This is a genomic window from Dehalococcoidia bacterium (assembly GCA_025060295.1).
Taxonomy (GTDB): domain Bacteria; phylum Chloroflexota; class Dehalococcoidia; order Lucifugimonadales; family HRBIN23; genus HRBIN23.
On sequence record JANXCH010000020.1, the window covers coordinates 36,334 to 50,511 of the forward strand.

Below are 14,178 nucleotides of genomic sequence, written 5' to 3' on the forward strand. Positions count from 1 at the left end.
ATGGATATCGGGATCATCGGTTTCCCCCTCAGTGGCAAGACGACCCTTTTTGAGGCACTGACAGGGGGAAAGGGTGCGCCGGTGGGGCGTGGGCGTCTGCATAGCGTGGTGGGAACGGCGCACTTGCCCGAGCCGCGTCTGGCCCAGTTGGCCGGTATCTTCCATTCTCGTCGCCTTACCTACCCTGAGGTGCGCTACCACGATTTCCCGGTGGGCGAGGGGGGGAGCCGCAGTCTCCTATTTGGCGGAGACCTGCTCAATGCCATGCAGGAGATGGACTGTCTCTTGGCGGTGGTGCGTGCCTTTGAGCATCCCACCGTCCCTACGCCTCCCAAAGGCGTGGATCCTCGGCGCGACCTGGCCGACCTGGAGGCCGAACTGCTTCTGGCGGACCTGTCGGTGGTGGAGCGGCGCCTTCAGCGCCTGGAGCAGGCCCTGAAAGGGGCCAAGCCCCACGAGCGTTCCGCCCTGCTCCACGAGCAGGGTGTCTTACAGCAGGTGTGGCAGGCTCTGGAGGCGGGGCGTCCTTTGCGGAGCATCCCCCTCAGCAAGGAGGAGGGGCGTCTGCTGGCCAACTTCCACCTCTTGACGGCTAAGCCCCTCCTCGTGGTGGTCAACATCGGCGAGGAAGACCTCCCCCGCCAAAAAGCCATTGAGGATGCCCTGGATACGCCCCCGCGGGAAGGCCGTCGCGTGGTGGCCCTGTGCGCCCGCCTAGAGCGCGACCTTGCCCTCATGCCATCCCAGGAGGCCCAAGCCTTCCGCGCCAGCATGGGCCTGGAGGAGGATGGGGTAAGCCGTGTCGTCCGTGCCCTCGTGCATCTGCTTTCCCTGCTCACCTTTTTCACCGGCAACCAGGAGGAGGTGCGGGCGTGGCTGGTGCCCCAGGGCACATCCGCAGTGGAGGCGGCGGGACGTATTCACTCCGATATGGAACGGGGCTTTATCCGCGCCGAGGTGATTCCCTGGGATGTGCTGGTGGCCTGCGGGAGTATGGCTGAGGCGCGGCGACGGGGCCTCCTGCGCTCCGAGGGGAAGACCTACCGCGTGCAGGATGGGGATGTGGTGCACATCCTCTTTAGCGTGTAGGAGGCGGCGTGGCCTTCGGACTGTATCTGCACATCCCCTTCTGTGCCACAAAGTGCCCCTATTGCGACTTCAATACCTACCAGGGGATCTTGACCCTTCTCCCAACCTACTTGGAGGCTTTGCGTCGGGAGATTCTCCTCTGGGGTGAGGCCCTTCAGCATCGCACGGCTGACACCCTTTACCTGGGCGGTGGCACCCCCTCACTCCTATCCCCGTGCCAACTGGCGTCCCTGTTGGACACAGTGCGAACGGCGTTTCGTGTGGCGCCGGGTGCGGAGGTTACCGCCGAGGCCAACCCCGATGACATCACGTTGGAGTGGTGTGCCGGGGCACGCCAGGCGGGTATCAACCGCCTGAGCATAGGTGTCCAGAGCCTCAACGACCGCCACTTGCGCCTGTTGGGGCGTCGCCACACAGCCCGGGATGCGCAAGCGGCCTACGCCACGGCGCGGCAAGCCGGCTTCACCAACATCAACCTGGACCTGATGTTCGGCCTGCCATACCAGACTTTGGAGGACTGGCAGGAAACCCTCCAACAGGCCGTAGCCCTGCGGCCGGAACATCTGTCAGCTTACTGCCTGACCCTTGAGGAGGGGACACCTCTGGAGCACTGGGTGCGCCAGGGCCGTCTACCCACCCCCGACCCCGATCTCTCTGCCGATATGTATACCTGGGCTGAGGCATTCTTGGAGCAAGAAGGCTACCAGCACTATGAGATTTCCAACTGGTCACGGCCTGGCTATTTATCCCGCCACAACCTGCTCTACTGGACGGGAGGCGAATACCTAGGGTGTGGGCCGGGTGCCCACTCCTATCTGGGAGGCGTCCGCTTCGCCAACCTGAAAAGCCCCCAGCGCTACATCCGTGCTCTGGGCGGCGTGCCCCGCTCCTTCCCAGGTTGGGAAAAGCTCCCCGGCTGGTTGGCGGTAGAGTGGGCCGAGGCCCTGGACCCCTGGACTCAAGTGGAGGAGGCGCTTATGCTGGGTCTGCGCCTGGTGGAGGGCGTTTCTTGGGAAAGCGTGGAACGGCGCTGCGGTGTTGCCATAACAGCGGCGTTGACTCCCCTGTGGGACGAGGTGGAGGGGCTGGGGCTGGTGGAACGCACGGAGGGGGGCATTCGCTTGACACCGCGTGGGCGTCTGCTGGGGAACGAGGTCTTTTGGCGCATCGCTGGCTTCTGTCAAAGGCAGAGGACATCTGCTCTGGTGCGACGCTACCATAACCATGGAAAAGGGGTTTGACATAAGGAGGTGCGATGGACGCTCGGCGTGCAGTGGCCGACCTGAAGGAGGAGATAGTCTCCCTGCGGCGCGACCTGCATATGCACCCCGAAACGGCCTTCACCGAGGAGCGCACGGCAGCGCTCATAGCGCGGCGTCTGCGTGGCTTGGGCTACACGGTGCGGGAGAAGGTGGGGAGAACGGGTGTGGTGGCCCTGTTGGAGACAGGGGAGCCTGGCCCCACCCTGGCCATCCGCGCCGATATAGATGCCCTCCCCATTCAGGAGGTCCCCGGGCGTCCCTACGGCTCCCGTGTGGCGGGCAAGATGCACGCCTGAGGCCACGACGGGCACACGGCGGTCGCCGTGGCGGTGGCCACCATCCTGGCGCGGAACACACAAGCCCTACGGGGGCGTCTGCTGTTCGTCTTCCAGCCGGCGGAGGAGATTATGCAGGGGGCACGAGCCATGCTGGAGGATGGGGCTTTCAAGGATCCGCGCCCCGATTGGGTCATCGGCTTCCACGTGGACAACACCGCCCCGGCCGGACGGGTGGGCGTGCGGGCGGGCACCGTCTGGGCGGCAGCCGACCAACTGCGTCTCACCTTCAAAGGGCGCAGTGCCCACGGTGCCATGCCCCACCTGTCGGTGGATGCCATCACCATCACCGCCTTTGCCCTTTCGGCCATCCAGAACATCGTGGCGCGGGAGGTCATCCCCACCCAGCCCGCCGTGGTTACCTTCGGGACGATTCACGGGGGCACAGCCTTCAACATCGTGGCGGACAAGGTGGAACTGACGGGCACCGTGCGCACCTTTGACGAGCGCCTGCGCTCCTTCATCCTCGAGCGCATAGAAACCACCGCCAAAGGGGTCGCCACTGCCCTGCGGGGCGAGGCGGTGGTGGAGCATCTCAACGGGTGTCCCGCAGTATACAACGACGCCGGGGTAACTGCCGTGGTGCGGCGCGCCGCTGTAGAAACAGTCGGCCCTGAGCGGGTCGTGGAGCCAGACCTGACCACCACCTCCGATGATATGGCCCTCTTTCTCCAAGAGGTGCCGGGGTGCTACTTCACGGTGGGGACCCACAACCCCTCCAAAGGGGCCACGGGTGCCCACCATAGCCCCGAGTTTGACATCGACGAGGACGCCCTCCCCGTCGCCGCCGAAATTATGGTGCGCACAGCGTTGGCCTATTTGGGTAAGCGCTAGAGGACTTGACATAAACAGCCAGCTCGTTTCCCGTTTTGGGGCGAGGGCTTTCTCTCGGGGGGGTAAGGGGGCTTCTAACGGTTCAATGCGCGGGAGAAGACGCCTGCGGCGACTACACTATGCTCTGCTCTAACCACCGGCGCAGGTCTTGGGCGTGTTCCCGATAGTGCTGGTAGGTATCGGTGCGGAGGCGCTGTTGGATAGCCCGCAGGGCGAAGAGGGTATCAGGAAGCCCCCGCAAAAAGTCCATCATCTCCCCGTGGTTTTGGTAAAAGTCGGCCAGCACCGCGTCTAGCGACAGGGAGCGTTTACCCTCTACGGCGCGGGCGTTGAAGGCATCAATATCCCGATATTGGCGCATCCGCCGATGCTCCAGAAAACGCTGGATGTTCTCCACCACCTCCTCCTCCCAGGTGGTGATGTGGCCGCACAGGTCTTTGACCGTCCAGGAGCCCACCACGCCCGGCACCTCCCATCTGTCGGGCGGGACTTGGTCCAGCACCTCCAGGAGTTCCCGCCAGGCCTGTTCAATCTCTTCCAGGATGCGCAGCTTGCGGGCCATCATGGGGGGACTCCTCCTCATCCCGCTCACGGTAATAGGTGGCGAGGCGTGCCAGAGACCGAGCGGCACGCCGCACAGTGGGGAAGGTGGCCACACCCGCGGCGGCCAGGGTCTCCCGCAGTTCCCGGATGATCTCCCTCTGCCAGGGCTGGTGGGCCAGGGTATCCCCCAGCACCACCGCCACGGGCTTGCAGGCGCGCTGTGCAATTTGGATAAAGGCCTGCACCGTGGCGCGGGTGCGGGGAACCCCATCGGGATGCTCCAAAGGGAAGTGCTCCCCCACATTGGCGATGAGTAAGTCAAAGGCGGGGTGGTCTGCCATCATCCCCAGGACGCGCTCCACGGTCAGGGGGCTTCCCAGGAGGATGGAGCCATCAGCCGGGTTGCTGAGCCAGTCGGCCAAGGAAGGGTCTAGCTCTCGCCAAACCTGGCGCATATCATCGGGGATGGGCACAACCCGTAGGCCGGCCTCCTCGCAGTCGTCGGCCGAGGCGACGCTGCGCCCTCCCCCACCCCCAACCACGCCCACCCGCACCCCTGCGCTGGGCTTGCAGAAGGCACAGGCGATGGCGGTGTCGATCATCTCCTCAAGGGTATCCACCCAAATGGCCCCTGCCTGACGCACCAGAGCCTGCCACAATTGGCGCTCCCCTGCCAGGGACGCGGTATGGGAGGCGACGGCGCGATGCCCAGCAAGGGTGCGTCCCCCTTTCAAAACGATCACGGGTTTGCTTTTACTTGCTTTGCGCAGAGCTTGGAAAAACCGCCGCCCCTCTCTTGCCCCTTCAATGTAGGCGCAGATAACCCGGGTATCAAGGTCGTCGGCGAAGTACTCCATAAAATCGGCCTCGTTCAGGTCTGCGGCGTTGCCGTAACTTATCACCTTACTGAAGCGCAGGCCCCGTAAGGATGCTTCCCAGACCATCTCCACTGCATTGCCCCCGCTTTGGGAGAGCATCCCCACTGGTCCCGCCTCTTTGGGCAAACCATGCTTGAAACTGATGCCCATCTTGGGATAGTAGAGGCCCATGCAGTTGGGGCCGATGATGCGGATGCCCGCCTGGCGTGCCCGCCGCAGGAACTCCTGCTCCAGTTGGGCGGCGTCGGGCCGTCCTGTCTCGCTGAAGCGGGCTGTATAGGAGTGGATTAGGCGCACCCCCTTGCGCACGCACTGATCCACCACCTCCAAGATGTTGGATGCGGGTATACTGGAGATGACATAATCTATCCGCCCCGGCACAGCCAACAGACTAGGGTATGCCTTCAGTCCGAGGATCTGCGGAGCGCGGGGGTGAATGGGGTAAATGGAGCCGGGGAAGCCGGCCTCTTGCAGGATGCGCACATAACGATGGCCCATCTTCTCCGGGTCAGGGGAGGCTCCCACGACAGCGATGGAGCGGGGGTGCAAAAGGGCATCCAGGTCGCTACGCACAACGGCCTCCTCGGGCAAACCCTGCATCTGGCTCCATTATGGGGCCTGTTTTTTGCGTGGACAAGCGTAATACTAATTGATACCATCCACGCAAGGAGGGGAGTATGCGTCTCCTTATTGCGACGTGTTGGACAAGCCTGTGGATAAGCCTGGTCTTGGTGGCGTGTGCACGCGCTCCGGCAGCGGCCCCCACGCCCACACCACGCCCAACACCAACCCCTATAGCCACACCCACACCCTCCCCGGTTGTGGCTCCCCAGGCCACCCCCCTCCCGAGCACCCCTACTCCACCTCCACTAGCTGCCACGCCCACCCCGACGCCTTCCCCGGCTCCCACACCCACTGCCACTCCGGCGCCTTCTCGGCCGACCACCGGCCTGGTGCGCCTGGAGGTGGGCGCAGGGAGCGAGGCGCGCTACCGCGTGCGGGAGCAATTGGTGCGCTTGCCCTTTCCCACAGATGCCGTCGGCACCACACAGGCTGTAACCGGAGCCATTCTGGTGGATCCTATGACCTTGACGGTGCACGAAGGCTCCAAGTTTACTGTTGACCTGCGCACTTTGCAAAGCGACGAGAGCCGGCGGGATCGTTTCATTCAGCAAAATACCCTAGAGACCCACAGGTATCCCTATGCGGAGTTCGTCCCTCGGCGCGTGCTGGGGTTGGCGGGGCCTCTGCCCACGCAGGGCACCGCCCGCTTCCAGATAGAGGGGGATATGACGGTGCACGGTGTTACCCGCACTGTGGTATGGGATGTGGAGGCTACCTTTAGCCCCACAGGGGTGCAGGCTCAGGCGAAGACCGCTTTCCGTTTCGGGGACTTCCAGATGGAGATTCCTCGGGTGATGGCGGTGCTAAGTGTGGAGGACAACATCCGCCTGGAGGTGGACCTGCGCCTCGAGCGCAAGGAATGAGGCAGCCTAGCCAGAGCGCTTGAGGAAGCGGGCCATCTCCTCCCGCGCCTCCCGCTCCTGGATCGCCTCCCGCTTCTCGTACTGGCGTTTGCCTTTGGCCAGGCCCAGTTCCACTTTGGCCAGCCTACCCTTGATGTAGACCTTCAGGGGAACAAGGGTCATCCCCCTCCGTGCCAGGGAGCCGATGATATCGTCAATTTGAGCACGGCGTAGGAGGAGTTTGCGGGGGCGTGTGGGCGGATGGTTATGGGGACCACCCTTGCTGTAGGGGGCGATATGGCAGTTGTAGAGCCATATCTCCCCCCCTTCGGGACGGGCATAGGCGTCCCGAATCTGGATACGCCCCTCCCGAATAGACTTAATCTCTGTTCCCTTCAAAGCGATGCCCGCCTCGTAGGTCTCTAAGATATGGTAGTCGTGGTAGGCCTTCCGATTGACGGTAATGACCTTGATGGCCGGCTTTCGCTGGGGGGCCGGTGTCTGCGAAGATGGGGCTGTAGGCTGTGGCTTGGGCTTAGGCACGGCTTTAGCCCTGGGTCGCCGCGATGGCTTGTTTCAACACCTCCAGGGCCTTCTCTAACTGAGGATCCCCGCGACGGGCGATGGCCGGCACCTCCACATCGGGGGTGAGGCCCTGGCCTTCAATGAGCCGTCCATTGGGGGTGTACCAATGGGCGTAGGTGTAGTAAAGGCCTCCCCCATCGGACAGGGGCCGCAGAAGGTTCACGCTCCCCTTGCCCAGGGTCTTGGTGCCCACCACCTGCGCCCGTCCATGATCTTGGAGTGCACCCGCTACCACCTCGCTCCCACTGGCCGAAAACTGGTTGACTAGCACCACCAGGGGGATATCGGTGGCGATTCCCCCCGGGCGCACCCGCCAATCGGTGCGCCGGCCGTTGCCGTCTACTTCGTACACGACCAGTCCGCTTTTCAGAAAGTGGCTGGTGATGTTCACCGCCACGCTGAGGTAGCCCCCTGGGTTATTGCGCAAATCCAGCACGATGCCCTTCGCTCCCTTCTGGCGCGCCTCCTGCACCTTCTGCACGAAACTCGGCTCGGTGTTCTCGTAAAAAGCGCTAATACGGATATAAGCCACCCCATCGCTCATCATGTTCATGAAAACGCTCTCTAAGCGGATGATATCCCGCACGATGGTAACCTCTACGGGCTCAGATTCCCCCAGGTGGAGGATGGTAAGGCGCACGGGCGTGCCCCGCGGGCCACGGATGCGGGACACCGCCTGCATCACCGTCCAGCCGTCGGTTTTCTCTCCGTCCACCGCAAGCACGATATCCCCCGGGCGCAGCCCCGCTTTCTCGGCGGGGCTCCCCGGCATGGGGTTCAAAATAATCCGGCCATTGCGCAGGAACACCTCCGCCCCTATCCCGCTAAAACTCCCCCGGAAGTCTTGGGACTCCCGCAGGTAGCGATCCGGTGGCAGGTAGTCGGTGTGGGGATCTTGCAAGGTCTCCAGCATGCCTTTGATTGCGCCCCGTGCCAGGATGTCCGGTTGAATTTTGGACTTGTCCACATACTCTCGGGAGAGGATGGTGTACGCCTCCCAAAGGGCCTTGAACTCCTTGGGCACCTCTTCGGGTATCTGCACGGAAAGGGCGGGCGGGTGCGTCTGGTCGGGGGTGGGGGTGGAAGCCGCCTGGGGGGTCTGCCGACACCCTATAACCCCCACGAGAACCGCAATCACAGCCCACAGCAGCCAGTGCCTGCGCATACCGACCTCCCCCTTGAGGCCCCCGCGCGTGCCTGCGCGGCACGGGGGCTTCTGGGGTCATGCTAGCATACCCGTTGACAAGTGAGCAGGTTGGTGTTAGGATAGGGGCGGCATTTCACACGAAGGAGCGCCCATGCCTGGAATTCTGGCGTGTGGGGCATACATCCCCCGATTCCGCCTCGGGAAGGAAACTCTCGGCTGGGGCTCGCCGCAAGAGAAGGCGATCGCCAACTTTGATGAAGACAGTGTAACTATGGCCGTGGCCGCTGCCCAGGACTGCTTGCGTGGCCTGGACAGGAGCCAAATAGACGCCCTCTATTTCGCCACCACCACCCCTCCCTACCTAGAACAGCAGGGGTCGGCCCTTATTGCCGAAGCCCTGGACCTTCGCCCCAGTGTGTTCGCCGCTGACATCACCAACAACCTGCGGGGAGGCACCATCGCCTTGCGCACCGCCCTGGACGCCGTCCAGGCGGGGAGCGCACGCCAGGCTCTGGTGGTGGCTGCCGACTGTCGGATGAGTGCACCTCGGGGCGAGTTGGAGCGCTCTCTGGGGGATGGAGCGGCGGCTGTGCTGGTGGGGCGCGACAAGGGGGTGGCGGAGGTGGTAGCCAGCCACACCCTCACCGAGCATATGCTGGACACCTGGCGCACCCCCCAGGACACCTTCATCCGCTCCTGGGAGGACCGCTTCATCATGGAGGAGGGCTATCAGCGGGTTGTCCCCCAGGTGGTCAGCGAGTTCTCTCAGAAGACCGGTGTCGTGCCCAAGGATATCGCCAAAGTCGCCCTCTACGCCCCCGATGCGCGCCGCCACCAGGACATGGCCCGTCGCTTGGGCTTCCGCCCCGAGCAGGTGGTGGATCCCCTTTTCGGGAAAATAGGTAACACGGGCGCTGCCTTCACCTTGATGCTCCTGGTCAGCGCCTTGGAGACGGCTAAGCCGGGCGAGCGGATTTTGGCCGTCGGCTACGGGGACGGCGGCGATGTCTACCTGTTTCAGGCCACCGAGCGCGTAGGGGAGGTGAAGCAGAACCGCCGCCTCGTCAGCCGTTACGCCGAGGCCAAGCGTATTCTGCCTACCTACGAGACCTACACCCGCTGGCGTGAGGTATGGGTCTCTGAGGCGGCGCGTCGGCCTCCGCCCCCTGTCCCCTCGGTATCGGCCCTCTGGCGGGAGAAGGACGAGAACATCCGCTTCTATGGTAGCCGGTGCACCGCCTGCGGGTACATTCAGTACCCGCCCCAACGGGTCTGCACCAAGTGCCAGACCGCTGACCAGATGACCCCTATCCGTCTGGCCGAAACCTACGGCACGGTGTTTACGTATTCTATGGACTATCTGGCCGGCACGATAGATACCCCATTGGTGGTGGCAGTGGTAAACTTTGAGGGGGGCGGGCGCTGGCTGGGGATGATGACGGACCGGGAACTGCACGAGGTGCGCATTGGGATGCCGGTGGAGCTAACCTTCCGCAAACTGCGCACCGTGGGCGGCATCCACAACTACTACTGGAAGTGTATGCCGGTGCGGGCCTAGCCTGCCCAGGACGAACAGGCAGAAAGGAGGACAGCGCATGGAGAGCATCCGGGACCGGGTGGCCATTATAGGCATGGGGTGCACGAAGTTCGGCGAGCGATGGGACGCCGACGGCATAGACCTGATGGTGGAGGCCGCCTACGAAGCCTACCAGGACGCGGGCATCTCTCCTAAGGATATCCAGGCGGCATGGGTGGGCACGGTGGGCACCTTTAGCACCGGCCAGGGCCTGGCCGAGGCCCTCAAACTGGACTACATCCCCATCACCCGCTGCGAGAACGCCTGCGCCACCGCTACCGACGCCTTCCGCAACGCCTGCTACGCCGTGGCGGCGGGTATCTACGACATCGTGCTGGCCATGGGTGTGGAGAAACAGAAGGATTCGGGCGCCTCGGGCTTAGTTGTTCCGCGTGGGCCCAGTAGCGATGTGGAGCCTCCCACGCCGCCCCCTGCCCAGTTTGCGTTGGCGGCGACCCGCTACGCCCATCATTACGGCATTCCCATGGACCAGTTGAAGCGCATCCTGGCCAAAATTGCCGTCAAGAACCACCACAACGGCACCCTCAACCCCAAGGCCCACTTCCAGCGGGAGGTGACCGAGGAGCAGGTGCTCAACGCCCCCATGATCGCCTGGCCCCTGGGCTTGTATGACTGCTGTGGCGTCTCCGACGGGGCTGCGGCCGCTATCATTGTGCGTGCCGATTGGGCCAAGAACTTCCGCGACGACTATGTGTTGGTGAAGGGATTGGGCCTGGCAGTGGGTGGCAAGCAGGGCCTCCTCCATGATGATTACGACTTCATTCACTTCCCCGAAAACATCAAGGCTGCCCACATCGCCTATCAAGAGGCCGGCGTCAAGAACCCCCGCAAGGAGATCGACCTGGCTATCGTCCACGACTGTTTCACCATCACTGAGTTGATCCTCTACGAAGATTTGGGCTTCACGGAGCGGGGGCGGGGCCCGGCGGAAGTGGAGGCCGGCACCTTCACCCTAGAGGGCGAACTGCCCGTCAATACCGACGGTGGGTTGAAGTGCTTTGGCCACCCCATCGGTGCCAGCGGCATCCGCATGATCTACGAGGTCTATAAGCAACTGCAGGGTAAGGCGGGCCCGCGGCAAATCAAGAAAACCCCGCGCCTGGGGCTTACCCACAACCTGGGTGGACGGCCCGGCTCCTTCACGGGGGCGGTGGCCATCTTCGGACGCCGGGACTAAACGCAGGTTTGCACATCGGGGGGAGGGCCGGGCCGCGTGCCCGGCCTTCCTTTGCCCACCCCCGGCGGGGGTAGCGCTGGATGTCAGAACACCACGCAGGAGTCAAAGATATGACTCAGGACATGACCCAACAGAAAGGCGTCCACATTCACCGGGGCCTTAAGGATGTATACATTGACACTACGGAAGCCAGTTATATAGACGGGAGCGCGGGCAAACTCCTCTATAGAGGGTACAATATCCACGACTTGGCCGAGAAATCCACCTTTGAAGAGGTGATCTACCTGCTCCTTTATGGGCACCTTCCTACCCGCGCCCAACTGCAAGACCTGGACAACACTTTACGCGCCTCGCGATACCTGCCTCCCGAGGTGGTGCAGGTAATTCGCCTGGTGCAGAGGGCCCATCCCATGGATGTTCTGCGGACGGCAGTCTCTGCTCTGTCCGCCTTTGACCCCGATGTCAACGACTTCTCCAAAGAGGCTACCATCCGGAAGGGTGTTCGCCTTACTGCTCAGGCGGCCACCATTGTGGCTTACCACGACCGCATCCGCAAAGGGCTTGAGCCTGTCCCCCCTAACCCTCGCCTCAACCACGCCGCCAACTTCCTCTGGATGCTTTTCGGGAAGGAGCCCGACCCCGAGGAGGCGCGCCTTTTGGACGTGGACTTTATTCTCCACGCCGAGCACGGGGCCAACGCCAGTGCCTTCGCTGCTCGGGTAACCGCCTCCACGATGAGCGATCTCCACTCGGCCATCGTGAGCGGCATCGGCACCCTCAAGGGACCCCTGCACGGCGGGGCGGCGGAGGCGGTGATGCATATGGTCAAAGAGGTAGCCGACCCCGAGCGGGCCAAGGCCTGGGCGGCGGAGCACCTGGCCCGGGGCGAGCGCATTATGGGCTTCGGGCACCGCGTCTATAAGGCCGAGGATCCCCGCGCCCGCCACCTGCGGGAGCGCTCCCGCTGGCTGGGGGAGAAGAAGGGTCAACCCCAGTGGTTCCAAATCCTCCAGCGCTTCGAAAACGAGGTCATGGCCCCCTATCGGGCCAAGGGCATCTATGTGAATGTGGATTTCTACGCAGGATCTATTTACTACCTGCTGGGCATCCCCGAAGACCTGTTTATCCCCATCTTCGCCATGGGGCGCATCCCTGGCTGGACGCTCCAGGTGTTGGAGCAGTGGCGGGACAACATCCTCCTGCGTCCCCTTCTGCTGTACACCGGCCCCATGGACCTGCGATATATCCCCATAGACCAGCGGGAGAATCAGGCGCAAAGGGCCGCATCCTGACGGCTGCACCCGGGCCGACACGGTGCACCCGGGCGTAGCGCATGGGGTTGAGGCTGCGAGAGGGGGAGCCAGTGGCTATACAGACCCCACGCCCCGAAGGCCTGGCCGACCTCGACGCCAAACTGTCCCCGCACCGCTACCAGGCGGTTATGTCAACGGGGGTGCTCTACATAACAGATATAGGGCGAATAACCCTCGCCCGCCGTCCTGTGCTTCCTACCGCACTGGTATCCATCCCCGCCCCTGGTTCCCCTCCTGCAGGCTCCCGTCGTAGACCTCTTCTGTCTGGAGCCTTGTGCGGCGTGCTACCCCTTCAGTGATGTCCAAGAGCACCACCCAGCCGTCAGCGCAGGCTACGCTCAGTAAACCGGGGCCCAGGCTTACTGCGCGTCGAGGTGGGGCCTCCAAGACATTGCCCGGCCCCACCAAGAGCACCAGCACCGGCTGATACCCCTGGGCGTGGTGGGATGGTTGGAGAATACGCAACCCTTCGGGGGAAACATCGTAATAAAGGCGTGGGGCAACAGCCATCGCATCCACCTCCGCTCCCGGGACACACCGGGAGAGCCTATCGGGGATAAGGATACCCTGCCCCCCTTGGCGGGACAAGGGGGGCAGGTGTAGGACAACACACCTTCCCCCTCGTGTTAGCCCCCGAATAAGGTGTCTATCAGCACCACTTGCACGAGCGTCAGCACAATGGCATTGACCAACCACCCCAACCCTGTAACCACAACAGCCCGCAGGGTGCTCTTATAGTCCAAGGCCTGGCGCACGGCGATGACCATTGCGATCCAGGTCCAGATCGTCGCCACCAGGTAAACGAGAAACCGGAAAGCAGGGACAGGGACCAGCGCCAGCACGCTTATCAGACGCGGGGTGCTGGCAAAGCCCATGACGCGCGCCAACTGCCCCCAATCGGCGTGGGTCTGCGCCTCTTTCCACAGCCGTCCCCCAATTAGGTAGTTCAGGTACGCCCACAGCCCCCATCCCAAAAGCCCCATCCCAATCCCCACAAGAAGCCCCACTACGCCCCCTTCCGTGAGCCCTCCGATCCCGGTGGCCAGGCTAGAGAGGACCACCACTACCATAGCCTGACCTGTGGCTTTAGAATCGGCCTCCACCTCCTCGTAAAGGGACGCGTCCAAACGGGCAGCACGCCACATACGATTGAGCATACCGCTGGTTCCTCCTGTGGTGGGCGGATTGTATTCCGCCCCGTTATATACCGTATCCAGTTGGACGAGGGTTTAGTTCACAAAGTGTACGACCCTTCGGCTCTCCTCCACTTCGTGGATTGTCTCTGCCAGCACCTCACAGAGGGTATCAAGGCCCCATCTGTGGGCGGCGGATACCAGAACCGTCTTCTCCCGCACGGACAGGCCTAACGCACTCACTGCGGGGGACACCTGCACAGGGGCGAGTTTATCCACCTTGTTAAGGGCCAACACCCGGGGCTTGGTGGCTAGCCCCAGGCTCTCCAGAGTTTCATCCACCACTTGAACCTGCTGCCGGGCATTGCGATGGGTTATGTCTACCACGTGCAGGAGCACGGTGGCCTCCTCCAGTTCCTCCAGGGTAGCGTGGAAAGCTGCCACAAGCGTAGGGGGCAACTTGTGAATGAAGCCCACCGTGTCCGTTAGCAGGGCGAACGTCCCATCGGGCAAAACGATGCGCCGAGTTACTGGGTCCAGGGTCGAGAAAAGGCGGTCCTCCGCACGCACAGCGGCATGGGTCAATGCATTGAACAGGGTGCTCTTGCCGGCATTGGTATAGCCGACCAAAGAGACCACAGGCAAGCCGGCAGTCCGCCGACGGGTACGCTGGACAGTCCTCTGTGCCCGCACCTCTTGAAGGGCGTTCTCCAGGCGTTGAATGCGCTTGCGGATAAGGCGACGGTCGGTCTCCAACTGGCTTTCGCCGGGCCCCCGGGTGCCGATGCCACCCCCAAGCCGCTCCAGGTGTGCCCACTG

The 14,178-nt window shown here is 63.2% G+C and carries 14 protein-coding genes and 1 pseudogene; 8 read left to right on the forward strand and 7 right to left on the reverse strand.

Annotated features, from left to right (window positions below; translation table 11 throughout):
* From NZ951_07485 to NZ951_07500, 4 genes and pseudogenes are all read left to right on the forward strand, one after another.
* Positions 1-1,089, forward strand: a complete 1,089-nt coding sequence (locus NZ951_07485; GenBank protein MCS7207755.1) for a DUF933 domain-containing protein — start codon at positions 1-3, stop codon at positions 1,087-1,089.
* 8 nt (positions 1,090-1,097) lie between these two features.
* On the forward strand, positions 1,098-2,330 hold the full coding sequence (gene hemW, locus NZ951_07490; protein ID MCS7207756.1) for a radical SAM family heme chaperone HemW: 1,233 nt from the start codon (positions 1,098-1,100) through the stop codon (positions 2,328-2,330).
* Between the two features lie 14 nt (positions 2,331-2,344).
* On the forward strand, positions 2,345-2,647 hold the full coding sequence (locus NZ951_07495; protein MCS7207757.1) for a hypothetical protein: 303 nt from the start codon (positions 2,345-2,347) through the stop codon (positions 2,645-2,647).
* Positions 2,648-2,662: 15 nt separating this feature from the next.
* Positions 2,663-3,520: pseudogene (locus NZ951_07500) on the forward strand (M20 family metallopeptidase).
* 112 nt (positions 3,521-3,632) lie between these two features.
* On the opposite strand, the gene NZ951_07505 reads toward NZ951_07500, so the two are convergent.
* Complete coding sequence (locus tag NZ951_07505; protein MCS7207758.1) at positions 3,633-4,085, reverse strand: maleylpyruvate isomerase N-terminal domain-containing protein; 453 nt, start codon at positions 4,083-4,085, stop codon at positions 3,633-3,635.
* Positions 4,048-5,514: a CoA-binding protein gene (locus tag NZ951_07510; GenBank protein ID MCS7207759.1), complete on the reverse strand. Its 1,467-nt coding sequence runs from the start codon at positions 5,512-5,514 to the stop codon at positions 4,048-4,050. Before NZ951_07510 ends, NZ951_07505 begins: the two co-directional genes overlap by 38 nt.
* A 437-nt stretch (positions 5,515-5,951) precedes the next feature.
* Here NZ951_07510 and NZ951_07515 point away from each other — a divergent pair, with 437 nt between their 5' ends.
* Positions 5,952-6,428, forward strand: a complete 477-nt coding sequence (locus tag NZ951_07515) for a YceI family protein (GenBank protein ID MCS7207760.1) — start codon at positions 5,952-5,954, stop codon at positions 6,426-6,428.
* Positions 6,429-6,434: 6 nt separating this feature from the next.
* Here the strand turns inward: NZ951_07515 and smpB are convergent, their stop codons facing one another.
* Positions 6,435-6,950 carry an SsrA-binding protein SmpB gene (gene smpB / locus NZ951_07520; GenBank protein ID MCS7207761.1) on the reverse strand — a complete coding sequence of 172 codons (516 nt, stop codon included), beginning with the start codon at positions 6,948-6,950 and terminating at the stop codon, positions 6,435-6,437.
* 4 nt (positions 6,951-6,954) lie between these two features.
* Positions 6,955-8,157, reverse strand: a complete 1,203-nt coding sequence (locus NZ951_07525; protein MCS7207762.1) for a S41 family peptidase — start codon at positions 8,155-8,157, stop codon at positions 6,955-6,957.
* 133 nt (positions 8,158-8,290) lie between these two features.
* Here NZ951_07525 and NZ951_07530 point away from each other — a divergent pair, with 133 nt between their 5' ends.
* The 3 genes from NZ951_07530 (at position 8,291) to NZ951_07540 (ending at position 12,205) form a co-directional block, all read left to right on the forward strand.
* Entirely contained in the window at positions 8,291-9,697 is a 1,407-nt protein-coding gene (locus tag NZ951_07530) for an OB-fold domain-containing protein (GenBank protein MCS7207763.1), read from the forward strand.
* Positions 9,698-9,734: 37 nt separating this feature from the next.
* Positions 9,735-10,913, forward strand: coding sequence for an acetyl-CoA acetyltransferase (locus tag NZ951_07535; protein MCS7207764.1), 1,179 nt, complete (start codon positions 9,735-9,737; stop codon positions 10,911-10,913).
* A gap of 110 nt (positions 10,914-11,023) precedes the next feature.
* On the forward strand, positions 11,024-12,205 hold the full coding sequence (locus NZ951_07540; protein ID MCS7207765.1) for a citrate (Si)-synthase: 1,182 nt from the start codon (positions 11,024-11,026) through the stop codon (positions 12,203-12,205).
* 216 nt (positions 12,206-12,421) lie between these two features.
* Here NZ951_07540 and NZ951_07545 read toward each other — a convergent pair whose 3' ends face one another.
* From NZ951_07545 to hflX, 3 genes are all read right to left on the reverse strand, one after another.
* Entirely contained in the window at positions 12,422-12,736 is a 315-nt protein-coding gene (locus NZ951_07545) for a hypothetical protein (protein ID MCS7207766.1), read from the reverse strand.
* Between the two features lie 116 nt (positions 12,737-12,852).
* Positions 12,853-13,383, reverse strand: a complete 531-nt coding sequence (locus tag NZ951_07550; protein MCS7207767.1) for a YIP1 family protein — start codon at positions 13,381-13,383, stop codon at positions 12,853-12,855.
* 72 nt (positions 13,384-13,455) lie between these two features.
* On the reverse strand, positions 13,456-14,178 hold a 723-nt coding region (hflX, locus tag NZ951_07555), incomplete at its 5' end, for a GTPase HflX (protein MCS7207768.1).

Excerpts from the sequence above, each read along its gene's own strand:
- NZ951_07545 (MCS7207766.1), bottom strand. The coding sequence starts at position 12,736 with ATGGCTGTTGCCCCACGCCTTTATTACGATGTTTCCCCCGAAGGGTTG.
- NZ951_07505 (MCS7207758.1), bottom strand. The coding sequence starts at position 4,085 with ATGATGGCCCGCAAGCTGCGCATCCTGGAAGAGATTGAACAGGCCTGG.
- NZ951_07540 (MCS7207765.1), top strand. The coding sequence starts at position 11,024 with ATGACTCAGGACATGACCCAACAGAAAGGCGTCCACATTCACCGGGGC.
- NZ951_07530 (MCS7207763.1), top strand. The coding sequence starts at position 8,291 with ATGCCTGGAATTCTGGCGTGTGGGGCATACATCCCCCGATTCCGCCTC.
- NZ951_07535 (MCS7207764.1), top strand. The coding sequence starts at position 9,735 with ATGGAGAGCATCCGGGACCGGGTGGCCATTATAGGCATGGGGTGCACG.
- NZ951_07550 (MCS7207767.1), bottom strand. The coding sequence starts at position 13,383 with ATGCTCAATCGTATGTGGCGTGCTGCCCGTTTGGACGCGTCCCTTTAC.
- NZ951_07495 (MCS7207757.1), top strand. The coding sequence starts at position 2,345 with ATGGACGCTCGGCGTGCAGTGGCCGACCTGAAGGAGGAGATAGTCTCC.
- NZ951_07485 (MCS7207755.1), top strand. The coding sequence starts at position 1 with ATGGATATCGGGATCATCGGTTTCCCCCTCAGTGGCAAGACGACCCTT.
- NZ951_07525 (MCS7207762.1), bottom strand. The coding sequence starts at position 8,157 with ATGCGCAGGCACTGGCTGCTGTGGGCTGTGATTGCGGTTCTCGTGGGG.